This window comes from Streptomyces sp. PA03-6a (genome assembly GCF_033792765.1).
Taxonomy (GTDB): Bacteria; Actinomycetota; Actinomycetes; order Streptomycetales; family Streptomycetaceae; genus Actinacidiphila.
In genome coordinates this window covers 1-22,326 of the sequence record NZ_JARAVK010000153.1, presented here as the reverse complement: position 1 = coordinate 22,326, position 22,326 = coordinate 1, and the positions used below count along the sequence as shown (strand labels likewise).

The 22,326-nt window shown below is 72.9% G+C and carries 18 protein-coding genes and 1 pseudogene; 14 read left to right on the top strand and 5 right to left on the bottom strand.

The window, feature by feature from the left end; all coding sequences use genetic code 11:
• The first annotated feature begins 117 nt into the window (after positions 1-117).
• From PV350_RS30235 to PV350_RS30225, 3 genes are all read left to right on the top strand, one after another.
• The gene (locus PV350_RS30235; RefSeq protein WP_500337082.1) at positions 118-414 is read left to right on the top strand and encodes a peptidoglycan-binding domain-containing protein; all 297 of its coding nucleotides are present in this window, start codon (positions 118-120) and stop codon (positions 412-414) included.
• Between the two features lie 49 nt (positions 415-463).
• Positions 464-1,747, top strand: coding sequence for a PP2C family protein-serine/threonine phosphatase (locus PV350_RS30230; protein WP_499509547.1), 1,284 nt, complete (start codon positions 464-466; stop codon positions 1,745-1,747).
• 106 nt (positions 1,748-1,853) lie between these two features.
• Complete coding sequence (locus tag PV350_RS30225; protein WP_499509548.1) at positions 1,854-4,049, top strand: FUSC family protein; 2,196 nt, start codon at positions 1,854-1,856, stop codon at positions 4,047-4,049.
• Here PV350_RS30225 and PV350_RS30220 read toward each other — a convergent pair.
• Both PV350_RS30220 and PV350_RS30215 read right to left on the bottom strand, forming a co-directional pair.
• The gene (locus PV350_RS30220) at positions 4,009-4,521 is read right to left on the bottom strand and encodes an HD domain-containing protein (RefSeq protein ID WP_499509549.1); all 513 of its coding nucleotides are present in this window, start codon (positions 4,519-4,521) and stop codon (positions 4,009-4,011) included. The genes PV350_RS30225 and PV350_RS30220 overlap by 41 nt on opposite strands.
• Positions 4,522-4,562: 41 nt before the next feature.
• The gene (locus PV350_RS30215) at positions 4,563-5,258 is read right to left on the bottom strand and encodes a type 1 glutamine amidotransferase domain-containing protein (protein WP_500337079.1); all 696 of its coding nucleotides are present in this window, start codon (positions 5,256-5,258) and stop codon (positions 4,563-4,565) included.
• 106 nt (positions 5,259-5,364) lie between these two features.
• On the opposite strand from PV350_RS30215, the gene PV350_RS30210 reads away from it, so the two are divergent.
• Positions 5,365-6,327, top strand: coding sequence for a LysR family transcriptional regulator (locus PV350_RS30210; protein ID WP_500337078.1), 963 nt, complete (start codon positions 5,365-5,367; stop codon positions 6,325-6,327).
• A gap of 67 nt (positions 6,328-6,394) precedes the next feature.
• Positions 6,395-7,330: a MerR family transcriptional regulator gene (locus PV350_RS30205; protein ID WP_500337076.1), complete on the top strand. Its 936-nt coding sequence runs from the start codon at positions 6,395-6,397 to the stop codon at positions 7,328-7,330.
• Between the two features lie 19 nt (positions 7,331-7,349).
• Here PV350_RS30205 and PV350_RS30200 read toward each other — a convergent pair whose 3' ends face one another.
• A complete protein-coding gene (locus tag PV350_RS30200) occupies positions 7,350-7,919 on the bottom strand; it encodes a PadR family transcriptional regulator (protein WP_500337074.1) in 570 nt (189 codons plus the stop codon).
• A 140-nt stretch (positions 7,920-8,059) separates the two neighbouring features.
• Between PV350_RS30200 and PV350_RS30195 the strand changes: the two genes are divergently transcribed.
• Positions 8,060-8,482, top strand: a complete 423-nt coding sequence (locus tag PV350_RS30195; protein ID WP_500324086.1) for a nuclear transport factor 2 family protein — start codon at positions 8,060-8,062, stop codon at positions 8,480-8,482.
• A 33-nt stretch (positions 8,483-8,515) separates the two neighbouring features.
• Here the strand turns inward: PV350_RS30195 and PV350_RS30190 are convergent.
• A pseudogene (locus PV350_RS30190) lies at positions 8,516-8,815 on the bottom strand (epimerase); the annotation flags it as partial.
• On the opposite strand from PV350_RS30190, the gene PV350_RS30185 reads away from it, so the two are divergent.
• Both PV350_RS30185 and PV350_RS30180 read left to right on the top strand, forming a co-directional pair.
• Positions 8,754-9,149: a WHG domain-containing protein gene (locus tag PV350_RS30185; protein WP_500337072.1), complete on the top strand. Its 396-nt coding sequence runs from the start codon at positions 8,754-8,756 to the stop codon at positions 9,147-9,149. The pseudogene PV350_RS30190 and the gene PV350_RS30185 overlap by 62 nt on opposite strands.
• Before the next feature lie 118 nt (positions 9,150-9,267).
• The gene (locus PV350_RS30180; RefSeq protein WP_500337071.1) at positions 9,268-10,278 is read left to right on the top strand and encodes a questin oxidase family protein; all 1,011 of its coding nucleotides are present in this window, start codon (positions 9,268-9,270) and stop codon (positions 10,276-10,278) included.
• 25 nt (positions 10,279-10,303) lie between these two features.
• Here PV350_RS30180 and PV350_RS30175 read toward each other — a convergent pair whose 3' ends face one another.
• On the bottom strand, positions 10,304-11,275 hold the full coding sequence (locus PV350_RS30175; RefSeq protein ID WP_500337069.1) for a lytic polysaccharide monooxygenase auxiliary activity family 9 protein: 972 nt from the start codon (positions 11,273-11,275) through the stop codon (positions 10,304-10,306).
• A 186-nt stretch (positions 11,276-11,461) separates the two neighbouring features.
• Here PV350_RS30175 and PV350_RS30170 point away from each other — a divergent pair, with 186 nt between their 5' ends.
• From PV350_RS30170 to sbnB, 6 genes are all read left to right on the top strand, one after another.
• The gene (locus PV350_RS30170; RefSeq protein WP_500337067.1) at positions 11,462-13,078 is read left to right on the top strand and encodes a serine/threonine-protein kinase; all 1,617 of its coding nucleotides are present in this window, start codon (positions 11,462-11,464) and stop codon (positions 13,076-13,078) included.
• Entirely contained in the window at positions 13,075-13,860 is a 786-nt protein-coding gene (locus tag PV350_RS30165) for a hypothetical protein (RefSeq protein ID WP_500337065.1), read from the top strand. Before PV350_RS30170 ends, PV350_RS30165 begins: the two co-directional genes overlap by 4 nt.
• Positions 13,861-14,308: 448 nt before the next feature.
• The gene (locus PV350_RS30160; protein WP_500337084.1) at positions 14,309-16,909 is read left to right on the top strand and encodes a Pls/PosA family non-ribosomal peptide synthetase; all 2,601 of its coding nucleotides are present in this window, start codon (positions 14,309-14,311) and stop codon (positions 16,907-16,909) included.
• Positions 16,910-16,940: 31 nt separating this feature from the next.
• Entirely contained in the window at positions 16,941-20,195 is a 3,255-nt protein-coding gene (locus tag PV350_RS30155) for a non-ribosomal peptide synthetase (protein WP_500337063.1), read from the top strand.
• Positions 20,192-21,226, top strand: a complete 1,035-nt coding sequence (locus PV350_RS30150) for a TauD/TfdA family dioxygenase (RefSeq protein ID WP_499509560.1) — start codon at positions 20,192-20,194, stop codon at positions 21,224-21,226. The genes PV350_RS30155 and PV350_RS30150 overlap by 4 nt, the downstream gene beginning before the upstream one ends.
• Complete coding sequence (gene sbnB, locus PV350_RS30145; RefSeq protein ID WP_499509561.1) at positions 21,223-22,293, top strand: 2,3-diaminopropionate biosynthesis protein SbnB; 1,071 nt, start codon at positions 21,223-21,225, stop codon at positions 22,291-22,293. Before PV350_RS30150 ends, sbnB begins: the two co-directional genes overlap by 4 nt.
• Positions 22,294-22,326: the final 33 nt, after the last annotated feature.

Here is a 22,326-nt window from a genome sequence, read left to right as displayed (position 1 = left end):
TGCGACTCTGCTCCGTTAGAGTTGCCGCTGCTGTCACAGCTGCTCGTTGAGGCATAGTCCCAGTGGGACTAGTGGAGTTGCAGCAGCCGGTTTGTTAGCTCGCTGACGACCGCTTCGTTGACGCGCTGCCGGAGCACCCCGCCGATCGCGCCCGCACCGGGCGAGCCGGGCGCGATCGGCGGGGTGCTCCGGCAGGGCGACACCGGACCGGCCGTCAGCGAGCTCCAGGCCCGGCTGCTGCGGATCCCGGACGTCTACGCGGACGGTGCCGTCGACGGCCGCTTCGACGGGCGCCTCGCCGCGGCCGTCGCCCGTTTCCAGGTCTGGTACGGCGTCCGCGGCGACGAGAGCGGTGAGTACGGCGACGCCACGCGCCGCGACCTGGAGTCCCGTACGTCGCTCGCCTCGGGCTGAACCCGCCGCCGGGCGGGCCCGCCGGCCGAACGCCTTATAGATTGGTTGCGTGGCCCTGCCGGACACGGGGGACGACGAGCACGCCGTGGCGACACCGCAGATCGACTACGCGGCGCTGTTCGCGGCGACCCCGAGCCCGTATCTGGTCCTGGACGCCGCGCTGGTGATCGTGGGCGTCAACCAGGCGTACCTGGCGGCGACCAACCGCACCCGGGACGACCTGATCGGCCAGTACATCTTCGACGCGTTCCCCGACAACCCGGACGACCCGCTGGCGGACGGGGTGCGCAACCTCAGCGCCTCTCTGCAGCGGGCCCTGACCTGCCGCGAGCCCGACACGATGGCGCTGCAGAAGTACGACATCCCGGTGATGGCCGATCCCGGGAAGTTCGAGGAGCGCTGGTGGAGCCCGATCAACACCCCCGTCCTCGGGCCGGACGGCACCGTCGCATGGATCATCCACCGGGTGGAGGACGTGACCTCGTTCGTCCAGGCCCGCCAGCACCGGCACGGGCTGCAGGGCTCGGACCTGAGCGAGCGGGAACAGGCGATGGAGGCCGAGCTGTACGCGCGGGCCCGGGAGCTGCAGCGCCTCAACGACCAGCTGCGCGAGGCCCACGCCCGCGAACGGCAGGTCGCCCTCACGTTGCAGGAGGCCATGCTCCACTCACCGGACCTGCACCAGCACGAGGACATCGCGGTGCGCTACCTGCCGGCCGCGGGCTCGCTGAACGTGTGCGGCGACTGGTACGACGTGGTCAACCTCTCGCCGAACTGCTACGCGGTGGCGGTCGGCGACGTCGTGGGCCACGGCCTGGAGGCCGCCAGCGTCATGGGGATGCTGCGCAGCGCGCTGAGCGCGGCCATGCGCACCGTCGACGGTCCCGCCAAGGCTCTGGAGGTCGTCGGCCTCTACGCCCGCTGCGTCGAGGGAGCCGTGGCCACCACCGCCGTCAGCGCGCTGATCGACAAGGAGCGGCGCACGATCAGCTACAGCAGCGCCGGGCATCCGCCGCCCGTGCTGCTCCACGGCGACGGCACCTGCGAACTGCTGGACCAGGCCACCGACCCGCCCCTGGGTGCCCGCCCCGCCCACGTCGCCCGGCCGCAGGCGGCCTTGTCGTACCGCCCGGGGGACACGCTGGTGCTGTACACCGACGGTCTGATCGAGCGCCGCAGGGAGGACATCTACACGGGCCTGGCCCGGCTGACCTCCGCGCTCGCCGATACCCCCGGGCTCGGCGCCGAGCGGCTCGCGGACGCCCTGCTGGCCCGGCTCGGCGTCACCGGAGGCGCGGCCGACGACATCGCGCTGGTCACCGTGCGCCTGTGAGGCGCGGGCGGGGCGGGACAGCGCGGTGGCCGGGCGGTCCTGCCCGGCCTACCGTGATCTGAAGGGGTCCGGCGTGTCGTGGACCTGAGGAACGAGGAGGCCGCGGGTGCCCGGTCGCGGTGCGCTGGAGTGGCTGCGGGCCCGTGATCCGGGCCTCCGGGCGGTGCGCCGTTCGGTGCGGGTGGCCCTCGTGGCGTGCCTGAGCTTCTACGTCGCGCGCTACGGCTTCGGCCAGCCGGTCGTCGCGATCTACGCCCTCTTCGGCGCCGTGGCCTCCGGTGGCCTGTCCTACGTTCCCGGTACGCCGGTCGAGCGCGCCCGCACCCTGCTGGCCGCGCTGCCGGTGGCCGCGCTGCTCATCGCCCTGGGCACGGCACTGGCCGTCAGCGACTGGACGGCGGCGCTGGGGATGCTCGGGGTCGGGTTCGCGGTGACGTACGCGGGCGTGGGCGGGCCCAAGCTCGTGGGGCTCGCCAACGGGCTGCAGCTGTTCTACATCCTGCCGTGCTTCCCCCCGTACCAGCCGGAGTCGCTGGGCCTGCGCCTGTGCGGTCTGGTGGTCGGCGTGCTGCTGATGGCCGCCGCCGAGGTGTGGGTGTGGCCGGATCCGTCGCCGGGCCGCTACCAGGACCGGCTCGCCCACGCGTGCGAGACCGCGGCGAAGGCCCTGCGGTCTCTGGCGCTCGAGCCGCCGGTGGTGACCGAGCGACTGGAAAGCCTGCTGGGGACGGCGCAGCAGCTGCGCATGAGCCACGTGCCGAAGGACGAGCGCCCGGCGTCGGCGGGGGCACGCGACCGGGCGCTGTGCCAGGGGGCCGCGTACCTGCGGCACCTGCTGGCGCAGACCGGGCAGTTGGCCGAGGACGCGGCGGACCGCACACCGGCCCCCGACCCGGCCCGGTCGCGGATGCTGCTGGCCTCGGCCACCGCCTGCCACAGTGCCGCCCGGGCGCTGAAGGGCGAGGCCCCGGCGCCCCTGGTCGCCCCATGCGCGGCCGCCGCGGCGGCCTTCGAGGAGCACCGGGCCCGCCGGCCGGTGTCCGGGGGGACGTCCGCCACGACGGTGCGGGACGGGGCGATCGCGCTCGACATCGCGTACACCGCGGCCTTCCTGGTCACCTCCGTGCGGATCGCGCTCGGCGCGCCGGTGCCGCCCGACACGACACGGCCCGAGGAGCGGCTGGGGCCGTTCTGGTACGCGGGGCAGTCCCCCGTCGCCCTGTACGGGCACCGGATGCGGGCCCATCTCACGCCGCGCTCGGTCTACTTCCAGAACGCCGTACGCATCGCACTGGCCCTCGCCGCGGCGCGGCTGATCGCGGGCGGGCTCGACCTGTCGCACGGCTTCTGGGCGCTCCTGACCACGCTGACGGTGATGCGCACCAGCGCCGCCGGCACCCGTACGACCGTGGTCCCCGCGGTGCGGGGCACGCTGCTGGGGGCCGGGGTGGCCGCGTTGCTGCTGTTGCTCGTGGGCGACCACACGCCGGTGTACGCGGTCATGATGACGCCCGTGTTCTTCCTCGCGTTCACGGCGGGGCCGGTGCTCGGTCTCGGCTGGGGCCAGGCGTTCTTCACGATCGCGGTGGCCTCCGCCTTCACGCAGATCGCCCCCTCGGGTCCTGAACTCGCCGCGTTCCGGATCGCGGACGTGGTGACGGGGGCGCTGACCGGCATCCTCGTCGGGCTGCTGGCCTGGCCGCGGGGCGGCACGGGCGAGCTGGGGCGGGCCTGTTCGCGGCTGCTGGACCAGGGCACCCTGGCGGTCACCCGGATCACCGAGTGCATCACCGGGACCGGGACGGTGGGCGACGAGCTGTCCAGGGCCCGGCTCGCCCAGCTGATCGCGGAGGCGAGCTACGCGCAGTTCGCCACCGAACGCGACGCCCCCGGTGCGGGACCCGCGCTGCCGACGGACTTCCAGGCGATCATGCTGGCCGGGAACCGGGTCCTCACCATGGGCCAGACCCTCGTCGACCACTGCCCGCCGGGCGCGCTGGCCGCGTGGCCGCTCAGCGCCGCGCACCTGCGGGACGCGGCGCACCATCTGCGGCTGACCACCCTGCCGCTGACCTACGACCTGCGCTCGGGCACGATGCGTCCGGCACCCGCCGAGTCCCCGCGACGGAGCGTGCCGACGGACCGCACGGTCATCGCGGACGTCTGCGCCGCCTCGGGCGGCCGGGCACCGGACCCGCTGCTGTACTACGCCGTCGACGCTGCGATCTGGCTGGCCAGCCTGCAGCGGGTGGTCACCGCGATCACCAGGCCGGCGGAAGATCCGTCAGCAGTGCCGGGTTGACGACCGCGAGGATCGTGGCGACGTCCTCGCGGGGCACCGCGGGCCACAGGATCGCCCGCGCCCCGCGGTACTTGGCGGCCAGCCGTAGCCGCTGCGCCTCGTCGAGGCGCGCGGCCCGGTCCGGGTGGCTGTTGTGGGCGTTGTCGGCGATCTTCACCAGGGCCGCGTCCCGGCCGGCGGCGATCCGGCGCAGTTTGTCCTCGTAGGACACGCCCGGCTGGTTGGTGACCTGCTCGACGATGCCGACGACCCGCTCCGGGACGCCGGCGGCGCGCAGCCGGCCGGCGGTCCAGAGGGTGTCCTCGATGACGTCGTGCAGGAGTCCGGCCATCTGGAGGTCCGGGCCGAAGGCGGCGAGGCCCGCCGCGACGGCCCGGACGTGCTCGATGTAGGGCACGCCGATGCGGTCGGTCTGGCCCTCGTGCGCCAGGCGTGCCAGGGCCTCGGCTTCGGCCACGCTGTTCACCTTCATGGCGCCCCATCCTCGGGGGCGCCGGGCGGGCCGGTCCAGCCTCAGGCCAGCGTGGCGAGCAGGCGCTCGGCCAGCGGGCGGGATGAGGCCGGGTTCTGACCGGTGATCAGGTTGCGGTCGGTCACCACGTGGGGCGTCCACGGCTCGCCCTCCTGGAAGTCCGCGCCGAGGGCGACCAGACGGTCCTGCAGGAGCCAGGGGGCACGGCCGGCAAGCCCTCCCTGGGTCTCCTCTGCGTTGGTGAAGCCGGTCAGCCGGTAGCCCGCGAACGGCCAGCCTGCGTCGGCGCGTTCGGCGGCGAGCAGGGCCGCGGGGCCGTGGCAGACGACGCCGAGCGGCTTGCCCGAGTCCAGCGCGGCCGTCAGCAGGCGTCCGGAGACCCGGTCGACGGCGAGGTCCTCCATCGGCCCGTGCCCGCCGGGATAGAACACGGCGGCGTAGTCGTCGAGGTCCGCCTCCTCCAGCTTGATCGGGCGCCGTAGCACCGTCATCGCCTCCAGCTCCTCGGCGACGGCCCGGGCGCCCTCCTCCCCGCCGTTGAACTCGGCGGCCAGGCTCCCCCGGTCCACGGCCGGCACGACACCACCCGGGGTGGCCACCACGACCTCGTGACCGGCGGCGGTGAGGATCCGGTACGGGGTCACGGCCTCCTCGGCCCAGAAGCCGGTGGGGTGCTCGGTGCCGTCGGACAGCGTCCAGGACGAGGCGCCGGTCAGGACGAACAGGATCTTCGCCATGTCAGGTCTCCTTGGTGTGCTCGGTTGCCACCGGACCGCGTCGGAGCGGGCCGGACGGCTCGACGGTAGGGCGGACCTCCCATTGGCTTCCAATAGGATCGCCACCATGAGCCATACGGTTTCCAATGGGTCGCCGGGAATACGCCCGGGGCACGGGGGCGGGGGCCCGGGAGGGGGGTCGCTGGACCTGACGCTGCTGCGCACCTTCCTGGCGGTGCACCGCGCCGGTTCCTTCACCGCGGCCGCGCGGCTCCTGGGACTCTCCCAGCCGACGGTGACGACCCAGATCCGTACGCTCGAAGGCCAACTGGAGCGCGAGCTCTTCGAACGGCTGCCCCGCGGTGTCGCCGCCACGCCCTTCGCCGACGAGCTCGCCGGACGGGTGGCCGAGCCGCTCGACGCGCTCGCCGCCGTCGCCGACCGCGGGCACGGCGACGCGGACCTCCCCGCCGAGCCGGTCCGCCTCGGCGGCCCTGCTGAGCTGCTGTGCGAACGCGTGCTGCCCGCGCTCGCGCCGCTCGTCGAGCGCGGCGTACGGCTGCGGATCGGCACCGGGCTCACCGACGTCCTGCTGGAGTCGCTGCGGGCCGGGCAGCACGACCTGGTGATCTCCACGCACCGCCCGCGCGGGCGCCTGCTCAGCGCCGTGCCCCTGATGGACGAGGAGTTCGTGCTGGTGGCCGCCCCGTCCCGGGCCGCCCCGCTGGACGTGGCCTCCGGCGGGCCCGGCGCGCTGAGCGGCGTCCCGCTCGTCTCGTACGCCGAGGACCTGCCGATCGCGCGCCGCTACTGGCGCCACGTGTTCGGCCGCCGTCTCACCGGCCAGGCCGCCGTGACGGTCCCGGACCTGCGCGGCGTACTCGCCACCGTCGCCGCGGGCGCGGGCTTCGCCGTACTCCCCCGCTACCTGTGCGCCGCCGCCCTGGCGGAGGGCACCCTGGTCCCGCTGCTCGACCCCGACGACCCGCCCATCAACACCGCCTACCTCGTCCAGCGCCCGGGCGCCGACCACCACCCGCACCTCGGCCTCGTCCGCGACCTGCTGCTGCGCGAGGCCCGCGCCTGGTGAGGCGCGGCGCAGCCCGGGGCGCATCATGCTTGAGTCTCCCGCGGCGGGAGACCCCAGGATGGCGGACATGGACGACGACACCCTCCACACCATCGGTGAGCTGGCCCAGCTGACCGGTCTGACGGTGAAGACCATCCGGTACTGGTCGGACACCGGAGTGGTGCCGCCGACCGATCGGACACCCGCCGGCTACCGGCTCTACGACCGGGCCGCGCTGGACCGTCTGGCCCTCGTGCGCACGCTGCGCGAGCTCGGCATCGACCTCGCGGCCGTCCACTCCATCCTGGACAGGAAGGTCACCGTCGCCGAGGTCGCCGCGGCCCACGCCGAGGCGCTGGAGGTGCAGATCCGCACCCTGCGGGTCCGCCAGGCGGTGCTGCGGACGGTCGCGGGGCGCGGGGCCTCACCACAGGAGACGGAACTGATGCACCGACTCGCCACCCTCTCGGACCGTGAACGCCGCCGCCTCGTCGACGAGTTCGTCGACGACGTCGTGAGCGGCATCGACGTCGACCCCGGTTTCCCGGCCATGATGCGCGCCGCGACGCCCGAACTCCCCGACGACGCCTCGCCGGAGCAGGTGGGCGCCTGGGTGGAGCTGGCCGAGCTGATCCAGGACGAGGACTTCAGGGCCGGCGTCCGCCGCGCCGTCGCCGACCAGAGCCGCGCCCTCGCCGAGGGCGGTCAGCCGGACCCGGCGGCGGCCCGCCGGACGGCCGAGCTGCTGCGGGAGCGCGCGGGCGGCGCCGTGGCGGCGGGCATCGGCCCGGCATCGCCGGCGGCCCGTCCTGTCGTGGAGGAACTCGTCCGCGCGTACGCGCAGTTGTCCGGCCGGGCGGACGGTCCGGAGTTCCGCGGATGGCTGGCCGAACGGCTGGAGATCTCCCACGACTCCCGATACGAGCGCTACTGGCAGCTGCTGGCGCGGGTGGGCGGGCAGGAGGCGCCGCCCGCGCTGGCCCCGGCGGTGGCGTGGCTGACGGCCGCCCTGCGGGCGGGATGAGACCGGGCGTCGCGGGCCGTCAGCGTTCCTCGGCGACGTGGGCCCGCTGCCGCAGGACTTCGGCGGCCCGCCGGCACCAGTCCCGGTTGCCCTCCTCGAAGGCCAGGCCGCGCAGGCAGGTGAGGTAGGGGCCGACGCGGCGGCCGCGACCGAGGAACTCCTCCTCGGTGCGGCCGCCGCGCATCCGCGCGAGGAGCCGTTCGAACAGCTCGATCTTGGCGTCGGCGAAGGCGGCCCGCTCGCCGAGCCGGGCGATCAGCTCCCCGGCGTCGACCACGTCCGCGGCCTGCACCGCCACGAGCAGGTCGTCGCGGATGAAGGAGGGTTTGCCGACCGCCGTCGCGAACCGTTCCAGCTCGGCGACCCCGCCCTCGGTGACGTGGAAGAGCCGCTTGTTGGGCCGGCTGTCCTGCACGACCTCACGGCCCGCGATCAGCCCGTCCTTCTCGAGCCTGGTCAGTTCGGCGTAGAGCTGCTGCGGCAGGGCGTGCCAGAAGTTCGCCACCCCGATGTCGAACGCCTTCGTCAGCTCGTAGCCGCTGAGTTCCCCGTCCAGGAGTGCGGCCAGGACCGCGTGCCGCAGGGCCATCCCGGCTCCCCTTCCGTCCGCCGTCACGTCTGTCCCGCCGTGCCGTGCTCTTCCGTGTGACCGCTCCCCATGATACTCAAGAAACTGAGTAATCAATTTTCTGAGTGTCGACGTCCGGAGCCGGACGACCAGGAGGAGCCATGACAGCCGCCGACCGCTTCCGGTCCGCCGTCGAGCGCCGCGATCTCAGCGCGCTGGACGAACTGTTCCACGACGACATCCGCCTCTACAGCCCGGTGAAGTTCACCCCGTTCGAGGGCAAGCCCATGGTGCTGGGACTCTTCGGCGTCCTGCTGCGCACCTTCGAGGACTTCCACTACGTGGGGACCCTCGACGGCACGGTCGAGACGAGCGCCGACGGCACCGAGGCACCGTCGACGGTGCTGGTGTTCCGTGCCACCGTGGGCGGCAAGAGCATCCACGGCATCGACCTGCTGCAGGTCGACGAGGCGGGCCTGGTCAAGGAGTTCACCGTGATGGTGCGCCCACAGTCGGCGGTGCACGCGCTCGGGGAGGCCGTCCTGGCCGGCCTCGTCGCCGACGGTCTCGTACCGGCCCCCTAAGGCCACGGGACCGGCGCCGGGAGGGCGCCGCCGTCACGTGCCCGCGAGCAGTCCGCGGTACCAGGCGACGGTGGCGTCGAGCGCCTCGCCGAGCGGTGCCGGCCGCGCGCCGAAGGCCCGCTCGAAGGCCGAGGAGTCCATGACCTGCGGCTCGGTGTGCTGGTAGAACATCTCGGCGTACTCGGCCATGAACTCCTCGTCGAAGGGCCCGAAGGGCCGCGGCCCGTCGAGGACGACGACCTTCAGCGGCCGCCCGACGCGCTCCTCGACCATGCGGTGCACCTCGCGGGTGCTCACCGCGGGCGCCGTGGGCAGGTGCCACACGCGGCCGGCCGACACCGTGGAGCGCGCCAGGGCGGCCCTGGGACCCTTCCTGGGGGTCTTCGCCACGGCCTCCCCCACCGCGGCCGTCCTCCCCGTCGTCGAGGAGATGGACAGCTGGGCACGCCGCGACGACGCCGTCGCCGCCTGGGTGACCACCGACGCCGGGGAGCGCGCCGCGGCGGCCCCCGGTGTGCCCCTGGCCGGCGCCGTGCTCGCGTGGTCCCAGCTGCACGGCGCCGTCGGCCTGGAGACGGCCGGCCAGTTCGAGGGCATGGGCCACAGCGGCGCCACGCTCCTGGCCGCCCAGATCGACTCCCTGGCGGACTCCTTCGGGCTCGCCTGAGCCCGGGCCGAAGGGCTCCGAAGGGCTCCGCGGGGCTCTGAAGGACCGTGCGACCTAGGCCGGGTCCTACGCCTGCGGCCGGTTACGCCGCCGCGGCGCCCCGCCTACTGTCCTGGCCATGGATACGACAGGGACCCTGGACGAGGCGCTCCAGCGACTGCACGGATCGGGGCCCGAACGACTCGGGCGGCTCACCAACCACGCGCCGATGGCCGTCGAGGCCCTCGCCGCCCACGGACAGGCCCGGTCGGTGCATCGCTGGCTCGACCTGTACGCGCGCAAGCTCGAGGAGTTCCCGTCCGGCACCGAGCCGGTCACGGCCGGCAACTGGCGGGCCGCGCTCGGCGATCCGCGCCGGGCCGCCGACTGGATCGGCTACTTCGGGCGCGAGATCGCCGAACACCCCTGGCGCGAGGTGCTCACGCTGTGGTGGCCCCGCCTCCTGCCCGGGATGTACGGCGGCTCGACGCACCCGGTGATCCGGGTGGGCCACGCCGTACGCACCCTGCTGGCCGGCGAGAGCACCGGACCCCGGCTGGCCGAACTCGCCCACGGACTCGGCTACTGGGCCGCCCGCCACCACCCCGTCGCGGACCTCGCACCACTGCCCGGCGCGGGCAGCGCGGCCGCCGCCCTCGACGCGGTCGCGCCCCTCGCCGTACGGGACGGCGGCTTCCCGGCCCGGCTCGGCCGCGTCACGGGCCTGCCGGTGTGGGCGGCGGCGGTCGCGGACCCGGACGAGGCCCGCACCCGCCTCACCGAACTGGTGCGGGCGGCCACCCACCGGTACGCCACCCACGGCCACGGCGAGGAGACGATGCTGGTCCACGCGGCCACCGCCCCCAACGCCGTCCTGCGCACCCTGCCCGCGCTCCCACGCGCCCTGTGGGTGCCGAGCCTGCGGGCCGCCTGGACGGCCTCCGCCGCGGTGACCGCGATGTACGCACCGGACGCGCCGGTCGCGTACACCCCGCCCGGCACCTTCACGTCCGAGGAGGTCTTCGAACGGGCCCTGGAGCACGGCGACGAACACGTCATCAAACTGACCGACACCGCCCTCGACGTCGGCGACGGACCGTCCCTGGCGGCCGCCCTGCGCTCCATCGAACTGAGCGAACCGCTGCGCTAGCCGGCTGTCCGGCGGGGCTTCGACGTCAGGAACTACCGGCCCCGGGTGCGCCCGGTGAGCGGCGCAGCCGGAACAGCAGGGCGATCGCGGCCATGCCGCCGAGCAGGGTGGCGCTGCCGAGGGCCAGCAGGGTGCGCCCCGGTCCCTCGCTCTCGGCGGCCACGGGCTGGGTGGCCGGGGTACGCACGGCGTCCCGCGGGGAGGCCTGGGCGGCCGCGGGGGATCCGGCCGTCCGAATGGCGGAGGGGGACGCCGTGCCCTTTGACGCCGTGGCCCCGGGCGTCGCGGAGGCCGCGGTCGGCGAGGGCTTCGACGACTTCGCCGGCTCCGCGGGCTTGGCCGGTGCCTTGGCCGCGGCGGCCGGGAAGACGACGTCGGAGCACGAGTAGTACGTGTCGGGTGTCGAGGAGTTCTGCCAGATCGTGAAGAGGACGTGGTGCCCGGTGCGGTTCGAGGGCAGCCGCCCGCTGATGCGGTAGGCGCCGCCGGACACGGGCGGGTCGGTGACCTTCACGAAGGGGTCGCTCGCCAGCGACGACCAGGTCAGCGGCCGGGTCGGGTCGTAGCCCTCCTTCGTGAGGTACAGCCGGAACGTCCCCTGGTGCGGGATGGTCGTCCCGTACGCCATGGTGAAGGCGGCGCCCGGCGTCAGCCGGGTGGCCGGCCAGTCGGAGCGCGGCAGGTCGAGGCCGCGGAAGGCGGCCAGCCCGCCGCTGCACAGCTTCCCGTCCGGGATCACCTGGCGGTCGCGGCCCGCGACCCCGGCGACGCGGAGGTTGTCCCAGTCCGCGAAGGGCCGGCTCCCGCCGTTGGCGGCCGCGGCGGCCCGGCAGGCGGCCGTCCCCACGTACTGTCCGCTTCCGGACGCGCACGCCGCGGCACGGCTGACCGGGGACACCGGCGCGCCGTGAGCGGCCGCCGGTCCCGCCAGGGCCAGCGGCAGCAACGCGGCCGTGCCTGCGACGACGGAGCTGAGCACGTGGCGCGATGGGGCCATGCCGGCCGCCTTCCTGTTGCCGTTCGGTGGATCGGGACGCACGTCCCCCCCGTAGTACGGACGGTCGGCGGGGGGTGTTCAGCCGGGTGGGGGGTTCCCCGGGAACCGGTCGCCGAGGAATCGTGTCTGTTGAGGAAAAGTCGACGCGGTCGCCGGCGCCGCGCCACATGCAGGGGGGACAAGTGAATGAGCGGCTGGAGGGCTCCGGGGTACACCGAGGCCAGAGAACTGGGCTCGGGCGGCAGCGGTCGCGTGGTGCTCGCGTCCCATGACGCCACGTCAACGCCCGTCGCGATCAAGTACCTGAGCGACGAACTGCGGGGCGACCCGGAGTTCCTGCAGGAGTTCCGAGCCGAGGCCCAGCTGCTGGGAGGTCTCCACACCCCATATGTCGCCAGTCTGTACGAGTACGTGGAGGGCCCCGCAGGCGCAGCCATCGTCATGGAGCTGGTCGACGGCCTGGCACTGAGGGCGTTACTCCGCCAGGAAGGAGCCACCGGGCCCGAAGCAGCCCTGGTGGTGCTCAAGGGGTCGTTGCTCGGCCTCGCCGCCGCCCATCGCAAGGGTCTGGTGCACCGCGACTACAAACCGGAGAACGTCCTCGTCGCGGCGGACGGAACGTCGAAGCTGGTCGACTTCGGTATCGCCCTGCGCACCGGAACCAAGGGGGCCGTGGCGGGGACGCCCGCCTACATGGCCCCCGAGCAGTGGAACGGGCGCCCGGCATCGCCCGCGACCGACGTGTACGCGGCGACCGCGACGTTCTACGAGTGCCTGACCGGCCGCAAGCCGTTCCACGGTGAGAACTTCGCCGAGCTGGCCGTGCAGCACATCGAAGCGCCGGTACCGGTCGAGCGGGCACCGGAGTCCGTGCGTGGACTGGTCCTGCGCGGGATGGCGAAGGACCCGGCGCAGCGTCCGGCGGACGCCGAGGCGTTCGTGGCGGAACTGGAGGTGATCGCGGGAGCGGCCTACGGGAACGACTGGGAGGAGCGAGGGCAGCGCAGGCTCGCCGCGCTCGCGGCGCTGTTGCCGCTGCTCTTGCCGTCGGCGGGACCCGGGCCGGGGACGGTCGACCTGGCCACGACGGTGGTCGGCGGCGGTGCACGACGCCTGAAACGTCAGGGCATGCTCGCCGCGGCGGGCGGTGTGATCATCGCCGGACTGCTGACCTTCGCCGCGGTGGCCTCGGGTGAGGGCCCGCGCCAGACGACCGCCAACTGGACAGGGGAAACAACGAGAGCGACCCCGCGCGGCACCGCCGAAGCGCCGGGGACGACGGCTCCACCGGGCAGTCCCTCGCCCGGCTCCCCGAGCCCGTCGCCCTCCACCTCGGAGAGCGCCTCGGCCTCCACCGGGGCGACTGCCGTCACCACGCCGACCGCACCGACGCCGACCACGACGGCCTCGGCCACGGCTTCCGCGTCCGTGACGGCCAAGCCGACGGTGTCGCCCTCGGCGTCGACGACACCCCCGGTGAGCGTGAGCGACGTCTCGGTCACCTCGCTCGCCCAGACGGGTGTATTCAGTGCCTCGGCCACGATCCGGCTGCGCACCAGTGATGCACGCTCCGTGACCGTCACGGTGACCTGGTACACAAGCGACGCGAAGGGAGAGCCCGGCACCGCCGACGGCGCACAGACCTTCACCCGCAGCGGTTCCACCTCGTACTCCTTCACCGCCGACCACACGTTCCCGCGGGGCAGCGGCTGTTGGTTCGGCGCGGTCGCCACCACCGACCCGACGGCGGCCAACGGGCAGTCGTTCCAGCAGATCCTCACCCGTGGTTGCGTGATCACGTGAACGGGTCACGCGACCTCCCCCCGGAGGACACCGGGCGCACCTTCCGTCTCGGCCCCACGGACGCGGCGCCGAACGACGCGACCCCTCAGGACCCGAGGCCGCACGGCGCGACGCCGCAGGACGCCGATCCCGAGTACAGCGCGACCGTCCTCGCCGAGCACTGGGCGCCGTCGACACTGCCGACGGCCCGGCTCGAGCCCGTGGTCAGCGCCGAGGGGGCGGTGCCGACGGTGAAGGCCGGCCCCACCGTCGTCCTGCCGGACCGGGTCGAGGGCGAGGTCATGCGGTTCGGGCCCGGCGTCACGCCCGCCGCGGCGGCCCGGGCCAACGTCGCCGCCGAGGTGTGGCGGGGCCGGATCATCCCGCTTCCGCCGCCCGGACCGCATCGTCGCAGGTGGCCGCGGCGGTACGCACTGGCCGGAGCGGTGCTGGTGGCGGTGCTCGTCTTCCTGGCCTGGCAGCGCTTCGGTCCGGGCCTCGAGGTGAAGCGGGTGACGGTGACCGCTTACCCGTCGGCACCCGCGTGCGACACGACCGTCGACCTCGTCGCCGTCGTCACGACCAACGGCCACCCGGGCACGATCAGTTACCGCTGGCTACGCAACGACGGCACCTCCTCCGACGTGCTGTACGAAGAGGTTCCCCGCGGCCGCCACGAGGCGCGGCTGCATCTGCTGTGGACCTTCCGCGGTCACGGCACGTACCGGGCGCAGGCGGAACTGCGCATCACCACTCCCGGCCACCGCGCCGTCACGACGGGTTTCTCGTACGACTGCCCGTGACCCCTGCGACCACCGAGCCCGCCCGCGCAGCCTGTGCGCGGGCGGGCTCAGCCATATGACGAGGCCTCAGCACATGGCCGTCGCCTTTTAACTCTCTTGACTGGGACGACCACTCTCGGTAGCGCTTATCGCATCTCCGCGACTTTCCCGCAACCTTGCGAATCGGTGGTTTTTCCGCCTTTCGGGAACGGTACTCGTCGATTCATCGCGACTTCCCGAGCATTTGCGCAGTCCAGGGTCGCGACATACCACTTCGATCATCTTCGAGTGGCAGTCCGAACGAGGACGGCGGAGACTACGAGGAGCGACATATGGTTGTATGGCGAGAGAAGAGCTCACGACCGCATGGCTTCCGGATTACTCGCTCCGGCCCATAGCCGGGGCAAGAGGGACACCGGGTACCGGCTTTACCGGCCGCCCGTGGTCGACTTTTCCTCAAGGAGCTCACATCGTGGAAAAATCTGCAGAGGTCCTGGCGTCGGATCCCGCTTCGGATCCCGATGAATCTTCAACCACCGGGCACCCCTACACCGCCCCGGCCGACGGCACGGAAAGGATCCTCGCCGACATCCTGGCGGGCATCGTGCACACGGACCGGGTGTCGGTCGACAGCCATTTCTTCACGGAAATGGGTGCCGACTCCCTGGTGATGGCACATTTCTGCGCCCGCGTGCGCAAGCACCAGGACCTGCCGTCCGTGTCGATGAAGGACATCTACCGGTACCCGACGATCAGAAGTCTCGCGACGGCCCTGGCGGACGCCCCGCCGGTCGGCGCCCAGACCCCCGCCACCCAGGCACTCGCCGACGTGCCGCTCCCGGAGCCGATCCAGGTGACGGCGGCGAAGGGCACGCCGCGCTACGTGTTCTGCGGCGTGCTGCAGGCACTGTTCTTCCTGGGCTACTCGTACCTCGCCGCGCTCGTCGTGACGCGTGGGGCGGAGTGGATATCCGCCGGCACGAGCCCCTTCGACACCTACCTGCGGTCCGTGGAGTTCGGCGGCGCGGCCTTCGCGGGCGTCTGCGTCCTGCCGGTCGCGGGCAAGTGGCTCCTGGTCGGACGGTGGAAGCCGCAGGAGATCCGCATCTGGAGCCTGGCGTACTTCCGGTTCTGGTGCGTGCGGACCCTGATCCGGGCGAACCCCATGGTGCTGTTCGTCGGTTCACCGCTGTACGTGCTGTACCTGCGGGCGCTGGGCGCGCGAATAGGCCGCGGGGTGGCGATCTTCTCCAAGCACGTCCCGGTCTGCGCCGACCTGCTGACCATCGGCGACGGCACGGTGATCCGCAAGGACTCGTACTTCTCCTGCTACCGGGGACACTCGGGGGTGATCCAGACCGGTCCGGTCACCCTCGGCAAGGAAGTGCTGATCGGCGAGGTGACCGTGCTCGACATCGGCACCTCCATGGGCGACGGCGCCCAACTCGGCCACGCCTCCTCGCTCCACAGCGGCCAGGCGGTCCCCGCCGGCGAGCGCTGGCACGGCTCCCCGGCCCAGCCGGGCGCCGCGGACTACCGCGTGGTCGCGCCGGTGGAGTGCGGCAGGAGCCGCCGTGTCACCTACTGCCTGACGCAGTTGCTGATCCTCCTGGCCGCCTGGATCCCGGTCGCGGTCGGCGGGGTGGCGATCCTCCTCGCGGTGGTCCCGCGCCTGGCCCTCCTGCTGGAGCCGGGCCCGGTGGCCCTGACGACGTGGACCTTCTACGCCGACGCCCTGGCCGCCTCCTTCGTCCTCTTCTGCGGGGCGCTGCTGCTGGGCCTCCTCGTCGTGGTCACCGTGCCGCGGCTGCTGCACCCGCTCGTGAAGCCCGACACGGTCCACCCGCTCTACGGGTTCCGCTACGGGCTCCACCGCACCATCGGCTTCCTCACCAACCGGAAGTTCTTCCGCGTCCTCTTCGGCGACAGTTCCGCCGTCGTGCACTACCTGCGCGCCATCGGGTACGACCTGTCGCCGGTGGAACAGACCGGCTCGAATTTCGGTACCGAGGTGAAGCACGAGAATCCGTACCTGAGCAAGGTCGGCAGCGGCACCATGGTCGCCGACGGACTGTCCATCATGAATGCGGACTACTCCAGCACCTCTTTCCGCGTCACCCGTACGGCGATCGGCCCGCACAATTTCCTGGGCAACCACATCGCCTATCCGCCCCAGGGCAGGACCGGCGAGAACTGCCTGCTGGCGACCAAGGTCATGGTCCCCGTCGAGGGGCCCGTCCGGGAGAACGTCGGACTGCTGGGCTCGCCCAGCTTCGAGATTCCCCGCACGGTGGACCGCGACAGCAAATTCGACCACCTGAAGGACGGCGACGCGTTCCACCGCCTGCTGTCGGACAAGAACAAGCACAACACCGGCACCGCGGTGCTCCACCTGCTGCTGCAGTGGCTGCTGCTCTTCCTGGTGGCGCTGACCGCGTCCGTAGCCGCCGACCTCTACCCCACGTACGGCGCCGCCGCGGTCGCGGTCGCGAACGTCGTGGTCCTGGTGGTCACCGTCGCCTACATCGTGCTCGGCGAGCGCATCGTCACCAGGTTCCGCGGGCTGCGGCCGCTGTACTGCTCGATCTACGACCTCGACTTCTGGCGGCACGAACGCTACTGGAAGGTGACGGCGGCGACGGAGTACCTGAACGTACTCAACGGCACCCCGTTCAAGAACGTCGTCTGGCGTCTGCTCGGCGTGCGGATCGGGCGCCGGGTCTTCGACGACGGCCTCTTCCTCCCGGAGCGCTCCCTGGCGGCCATCGGCGACGACTGCACCCTCAACGCGGGCACCGTCATCCAGAGCCACTCCCAGGAGGACGGCGCCTTCAAGTCCGACCACAGCACGCTGGGTGCCGGCTGCACCCTCGGCGTGGGCGCCCTCGTCCACTACGGGGTGACCGTCGGCGACGGCGCCGTGATCGCCCCGGACTCCTTCGTGATGAAGGGCGAGGAACTGCCCGCGCTCGCCCGGTGGGGCGGCAACCCCGCCCGGGAGATGCCCGAGAACCCGAAGACCCCGAACAGCGGCGGCGATCGCGCCACCGCGCTGATCAGCGGTGTGTAGTCCCGTGGGAACCGCGAGTGGAGGCAGGTCGATGGACATGGCAGCGCACGCCGGACGGGAGTTCTGGCGCGGAGTGCTCGTCAAGGGCGGGTTCACCGCGATCCCCCGCTGGACTCCCGAACCGGCCACCGGCGCCGCCGAGCACGTGGTGGCGGTCCCCGACGGCCTCACGGCGTCCGTGCGCCGTGTGGCGGAGGAGGTCGCCGTCCCGGTGGGCTCGGTGCTGCTGGCCGCGCACGCCAAGGTGCTGGCAGCGCTCGCCGGCGAGGCCGACGTCGTGACCGGTTACGTCGCCGCGGGCGGCGCGGTGCTGCCGTGCCGGCTGTCGGCGGGTCCCGGCTCGTGGCGGTCCCTGCTGCTGGACGCGCACGGTGCCGAGTCGCAGCTGCTGGCCTTCCAGGACTTCCCGGTCGACGCGCTCCGCAAGGAGCTCGACCTGGCCGAGCCACTGTTCGAGACGGTCTTCGACCTGTCCGGCGGTGGCGTCGAGCTCACCCCCGGCACCGTGCTCTGGGTCGGGGCCTCGGACCGCGACGGCCGGCTCTCGCTGCGGCTGCGCTACGCCAACGATGTCATGGACGAGGACGCCGCGGCCCGCGTCGCCGGCTACCACGTGGCCGCCCTGGCGCGGATCGCCGCCGACCTGGACGCCGAGCACACCCGCAAGAGCCTGCTGTCGGCGGAGGAGAACCGGCTGCAGCTCACCGGGATGGCCGGACCGCGCAGGAAGCTGCCGGACCGGCGGATGCACGAGTTGTTCGAGGAGCGGGTCCGGGCGCACCCGGAGGCGGTCGCGGCCGTCCACGGGGACCGCCAGTGGACCTACGGCGACCTCAACGCCCGCGCGAACCGCCTGGCGCACGCCCTCCTGGCCCGTGGTCTGGAGCGCGAGGGCGTGGTCGCGGTGGTCACCGAGCGGAACCTGGACTGGCTGGCGGCCGTGCTGGCGGTCTTCAAGGCCGGCGGCGCCTACCTGCCGATCGAGCCGCACTTCCCGGCCGGGCGGATCAGGAACACCCTGGCCCGGGCCGAGTGCCGCCTGGCGCTGACCGAGCGCGGCAGCACCGCCACGCTGGACGAGGCCCTGTCCGCGCTCCCCGAGGTGCAGCGGCTTCAGGTCGAGGACGCCTACGCCGAGGACCACCCGAGCGAGGACCCCCGCGTGGCCGTCGCCCGCGACCAGCTGGCGTACATCTACTTCACCTCCGGCTCGACCGGGGAGCCCAAGGGCGCCATGTGCGAGCACGCCGGGTTCCTCAACCACCTCTACGCCAAGATCGACGACCTCGGCATCGGCGAGGGCCACGTGGTGGCGCAGACCGCCCCGCAGTGCTTCGACATCTCGCTGTGGCAGCTGGTCTCCGCGCTCCTCGTCGGCGGACGCACCCTGCTGGTGGAGCAGGAGACGATCCTGGACGCCGACCGCTTCCTCGACAAGGTCGTCGAGGGCCGGGCGAACGTCCTCCAGCTCGTCCCCTCCTACCTGGACGTCGTCCTGTCCGCCCTGGAGCGGCAGCCGCGCGAACTGCCGGACCTGCGCTGCGTGTCGGTGACCGGCGAGGCCCTCAAGAAGGACCTCATCGGGCGCTGGTTCGCCGTGCGGCCCGGCGTGAAGCTGGTCAACGCCTACGGGCTGACCGAGACCAGCGACGACACCAACCACGCGGTGATGGACCGGGTCCCGGACACCGACTGGGTGCCGCTGGGCCGGCCCGTCAACAACGTGCGGGTGTACGTCGTCGACGAGCACCTGTCCCCGGTGCCGCTGGGCGCGCCCGGTCTGGTCGTCTTCTCCGGGGTCTGCGTGGGCCGCGGCTACATCAACGACCCCGAGCGCACTCGGCAGGCGTACCTCACCGACCCCCACCACGCCGGTGAGCGGCTGTACCGCGGCGGCGACTACGGTCGCTGGCACCCGGACGGCACGCTGGAGTTCCTCGGCCGCAAGGACCACCAGGTCAAGATCCGCGGTTTCCGCATCGAGATCGGCGAGATCGAGAACACCCTGGTCCGTGCGCCGGGGGTGCGCGACGGCGCGGTCGTGGTCAGCGACGACGGCAGCCAGCTGGTCGCCTTCTACTCGGGCCCCGCGCCCGTGGAGGCGGACGTGCTGCGCGAGCACCTGGCGGCCTCCCTGCCCGCCTACATGGTGCCCGCGGCCTTCCACTGGAAGGAGAGCCTGCCGCTGACCGCGAACAGCAAGATCGACCGCAAGGCCCTGACGGCGCTCGCCGCGGAGGAGACCTCCGAGCGGGACTCCGCCGAGGCGGACCTGCAGGCCCCCGGCACCCCCGCCGAACTGCGCCTGGCGAGGGCGTGGGCGACGGTGCTCGGCGTCCCGCAGGAGCGGATCGGGCGCCAGGACCACTTCTTCGACCGCGGCGGCACCTCCCTGTCCGCCGTACGGCTGGCGATCCTGCTGGACCGCGCGATCTCCCTCAAGGACGTCACCGCGCACCCGGTCCTCGCCGACCTCGCCGAGGTGGTCGACGGCCGGACGACGCGCCGGCCCGGACTGCTGCAGGCCCTGTCGGAGCCGGACGGCGAGCCGCACGGCGCCCTGGTGTGCTTCCCGTACGCCGGTGGCAACGCGGTGAACTTCCGGCCGCTGGCCGCGGCCCTGCGGCCCGCCGGCTGCGCGGTCTACGCCGTCGAGCTGCCCGGCCACGACCCTGCCGCCCGCGACAAGGACTTCGCGCCGCTGGCGCAGGTGGTCGACGCGGTGGTCGAGGAGATCGCCGGCCGCGGACTGTCCCGGATCCTGCTCTGGGGCCACTCCTCGGGCACCGCCCTCGCGGTGGAGACCGCCCGGCGGCTGCGGGAGCGGGGCGTGGAGGTCCAGCGCGTGTTCCTCGGCGCGCAGCTGCTCGGCGACTCCGCCGGGCGGCGTGCCGCCGCCGACGCGCTGACCGGCCGCAGCGACGCCGACATCGCCGCGGAACTGAGCGGCGACGGCGGTTACGGACAGCTCGCCGAGCTGGACAGGGCCCGTGCCGGGCACGTGGCCGCCGCCTACCGCCACGACTGCGTGGCGGCCCACCGATACTTCGCCGACGCGTTGGACTCCGCACCGCCGGTGCGGCTGTCCACGCCGGTCACCGTGGTCGTCGCCGCCGACGACCCGTACACGGCGGACCACTCCCGCCGGTACCGCGAGTGGCAGCTGCTGGCCGAGCACGTCGACCTGTACGAGCTCGCCCGCGGCGGTCACCACTTCCCCCGCACCTGCCCGGACGAGGTGGCGCAGGCGGTCCTGCGCGCCGCCGAACTCCTGGCCTCCCCATGAACGGCAACCGAGAGGAGACGCAGTTGTCGACCTCAGCTTCCCCTCCGTCCCTGCTCGACCTCGAGCTGCGGCCCGGCTCACCCCCGATCCTGCGCACCGGGGCCGTCCAGGACCCGGCGGGCTGGGCCGACGGGCACCGCGACGCGCTGCGCGCGGTCGTCGCCGAGCACGGCTCGGTCCTGATCCGCGGCCTCGGGCTCACCGACGCGGACAAGGCCGCAGGCGTGGTCAGGCGACTGGCCGGCCGGCTGACCGCAGAGAAGGAGGCCTTCGCGTCCCGGCGGACCTACGCCGAGGGCCTGTACTCCTCCTCCAACTGGCCGCCCAACCAGCCGATGTGCATGCATCACGAGCTCAGCTACCGGCTCGAGTTCCCCGGCATGATGATGTTCGCCTGCCTGACCGCGCCGGAGAAGGGCGGGGCGACGGCGGTGGCCGACGCGCCGACCGTGCTCGAGGCGCTGCCGTCCGAGCTGGTCCAGCGCTTCGAGCGCGAGGGCTGGCTGCTCACCCGCAGCTACAACGACGAGATCGGGGCGACCGTCGCCGAGGCCTTCGGCACCGACGACCGCTCCGCCGTCGAGGACTACTGCCGCACCAACGCCATCGCCTTCGAGTGGCAGCCGGACGGGGCCCTGCGCACCCGCCAGCGGCGCAGTGCCGTGGTCCGCCACCCGGTCACGGGCCGGCGCTGCTGGTTCAACCAGATCGCGTTCCTCAACGAATGGACGATGGACCCCGAGGTGCACGAGTACCTCGTGGACATGTACGGCGCCGAGGGCCTGCCGTTCAACACCCGCTTCGGCAACGGCGACCCGATCGGCGCGGACGTCGTCCAGCTGCTCAACACCGTCTACGAAGCGAACACCGCCCGCGAGCCCTGGCAGACGGGCGACCTGATGCTCGTCGACAACATCCGCACCGCGCACAGCCGCGAGGCCTACGAGGGCCCCCGTGAAGTGCTGGTCGGCATGGCCGACGCGGTGCGCCTGGCCGACTGCTCCCCGACCGTCGAGGTGACCACCGCATGACCAGCAACCGCTCCACCGCACAGGGTTCCACGCCCTCCGGGCCGCTCACCGTACCGCCGTTCGCGGTGGTCCCCGGTGTCCAGGTCCAGCGCGCGCTGCACGGGCGCGAGAAGCAGATCACGGAGCTCGTGGAGACCACCTACCGGCTGCACTCCGCCGGTGACTCGGTGAACCCGCCGTCGTACTTCCTGCGGTTCCCCGACCGCCCCACGGCCCGGATCATCGCCCTGCCCGCCTCGATCGGCGGCGACGTGCGCGTGGACGGCCTGAAGTGGATCTCCAGCTTCCCGGAGAACGTGGCGGCGGGTATCCCCCGCGCCTCGGCGGTGCTGATCCTCAACGACCACGACACCGGCTACCCCATCGCGTGCCTGGAGAGCTCCATCATCAGCGCCACCAGGACGGCGGCGATGGCGGCCCTGGCCGCCGACCGGCTGAGCCGCCCCGACCGGCGCCCGAAGCGCGTCGGATTCTTCGGGACGGGACTGATCGCCCGCTACATCCACACCTACCTGGTGGGCACCGGATGGCACTTCGACGAGATCGGCGTGCACGACCTGTCCACCGAGAGCGCCAAGGGCTTCCGCGGCTACGTCGAGCAAACGGGCGCCCCGGGACGCATCACCCTGCACGAGGACCCCGAGCAGCTCATCCGCTCGAGCGACCTGGTGGTCTTCGCCACCGTCGCCGGTGAGCCCCACGTACGGGACATGACCTGGTTCGGGCACAAGCCGCTCGTGCTGCACATGTCGCTGCGCGACCTCACGCCGGAGATCGTGCTCGGCTCGACCAACGTGGTCGACGACGTCGAGCACTGCCTGAAGGCGGACACGTCGCCGCACCTGGCGGAGCAGCGCACGGGCAACCGGGACTTCCTGGCCGGCACGCTGGACGACGTGATCGCCGGGCGGGTGGCGCTCCGCGAGGACCGGCCCGTGGTGTTCTCGCCCTTCGGCCTCGGGGTCCTCGACCTCGCGGTCGGCAAGTACGTCTACGACGAGGTGGCGCGTTCCGGCGAGCTGCGCGTCGTCGACGACTTCTTCCACGAACTGCGCCGGTACGGATGAACGGCCGCGACCCCGCCCCCACGACCCCAGGCC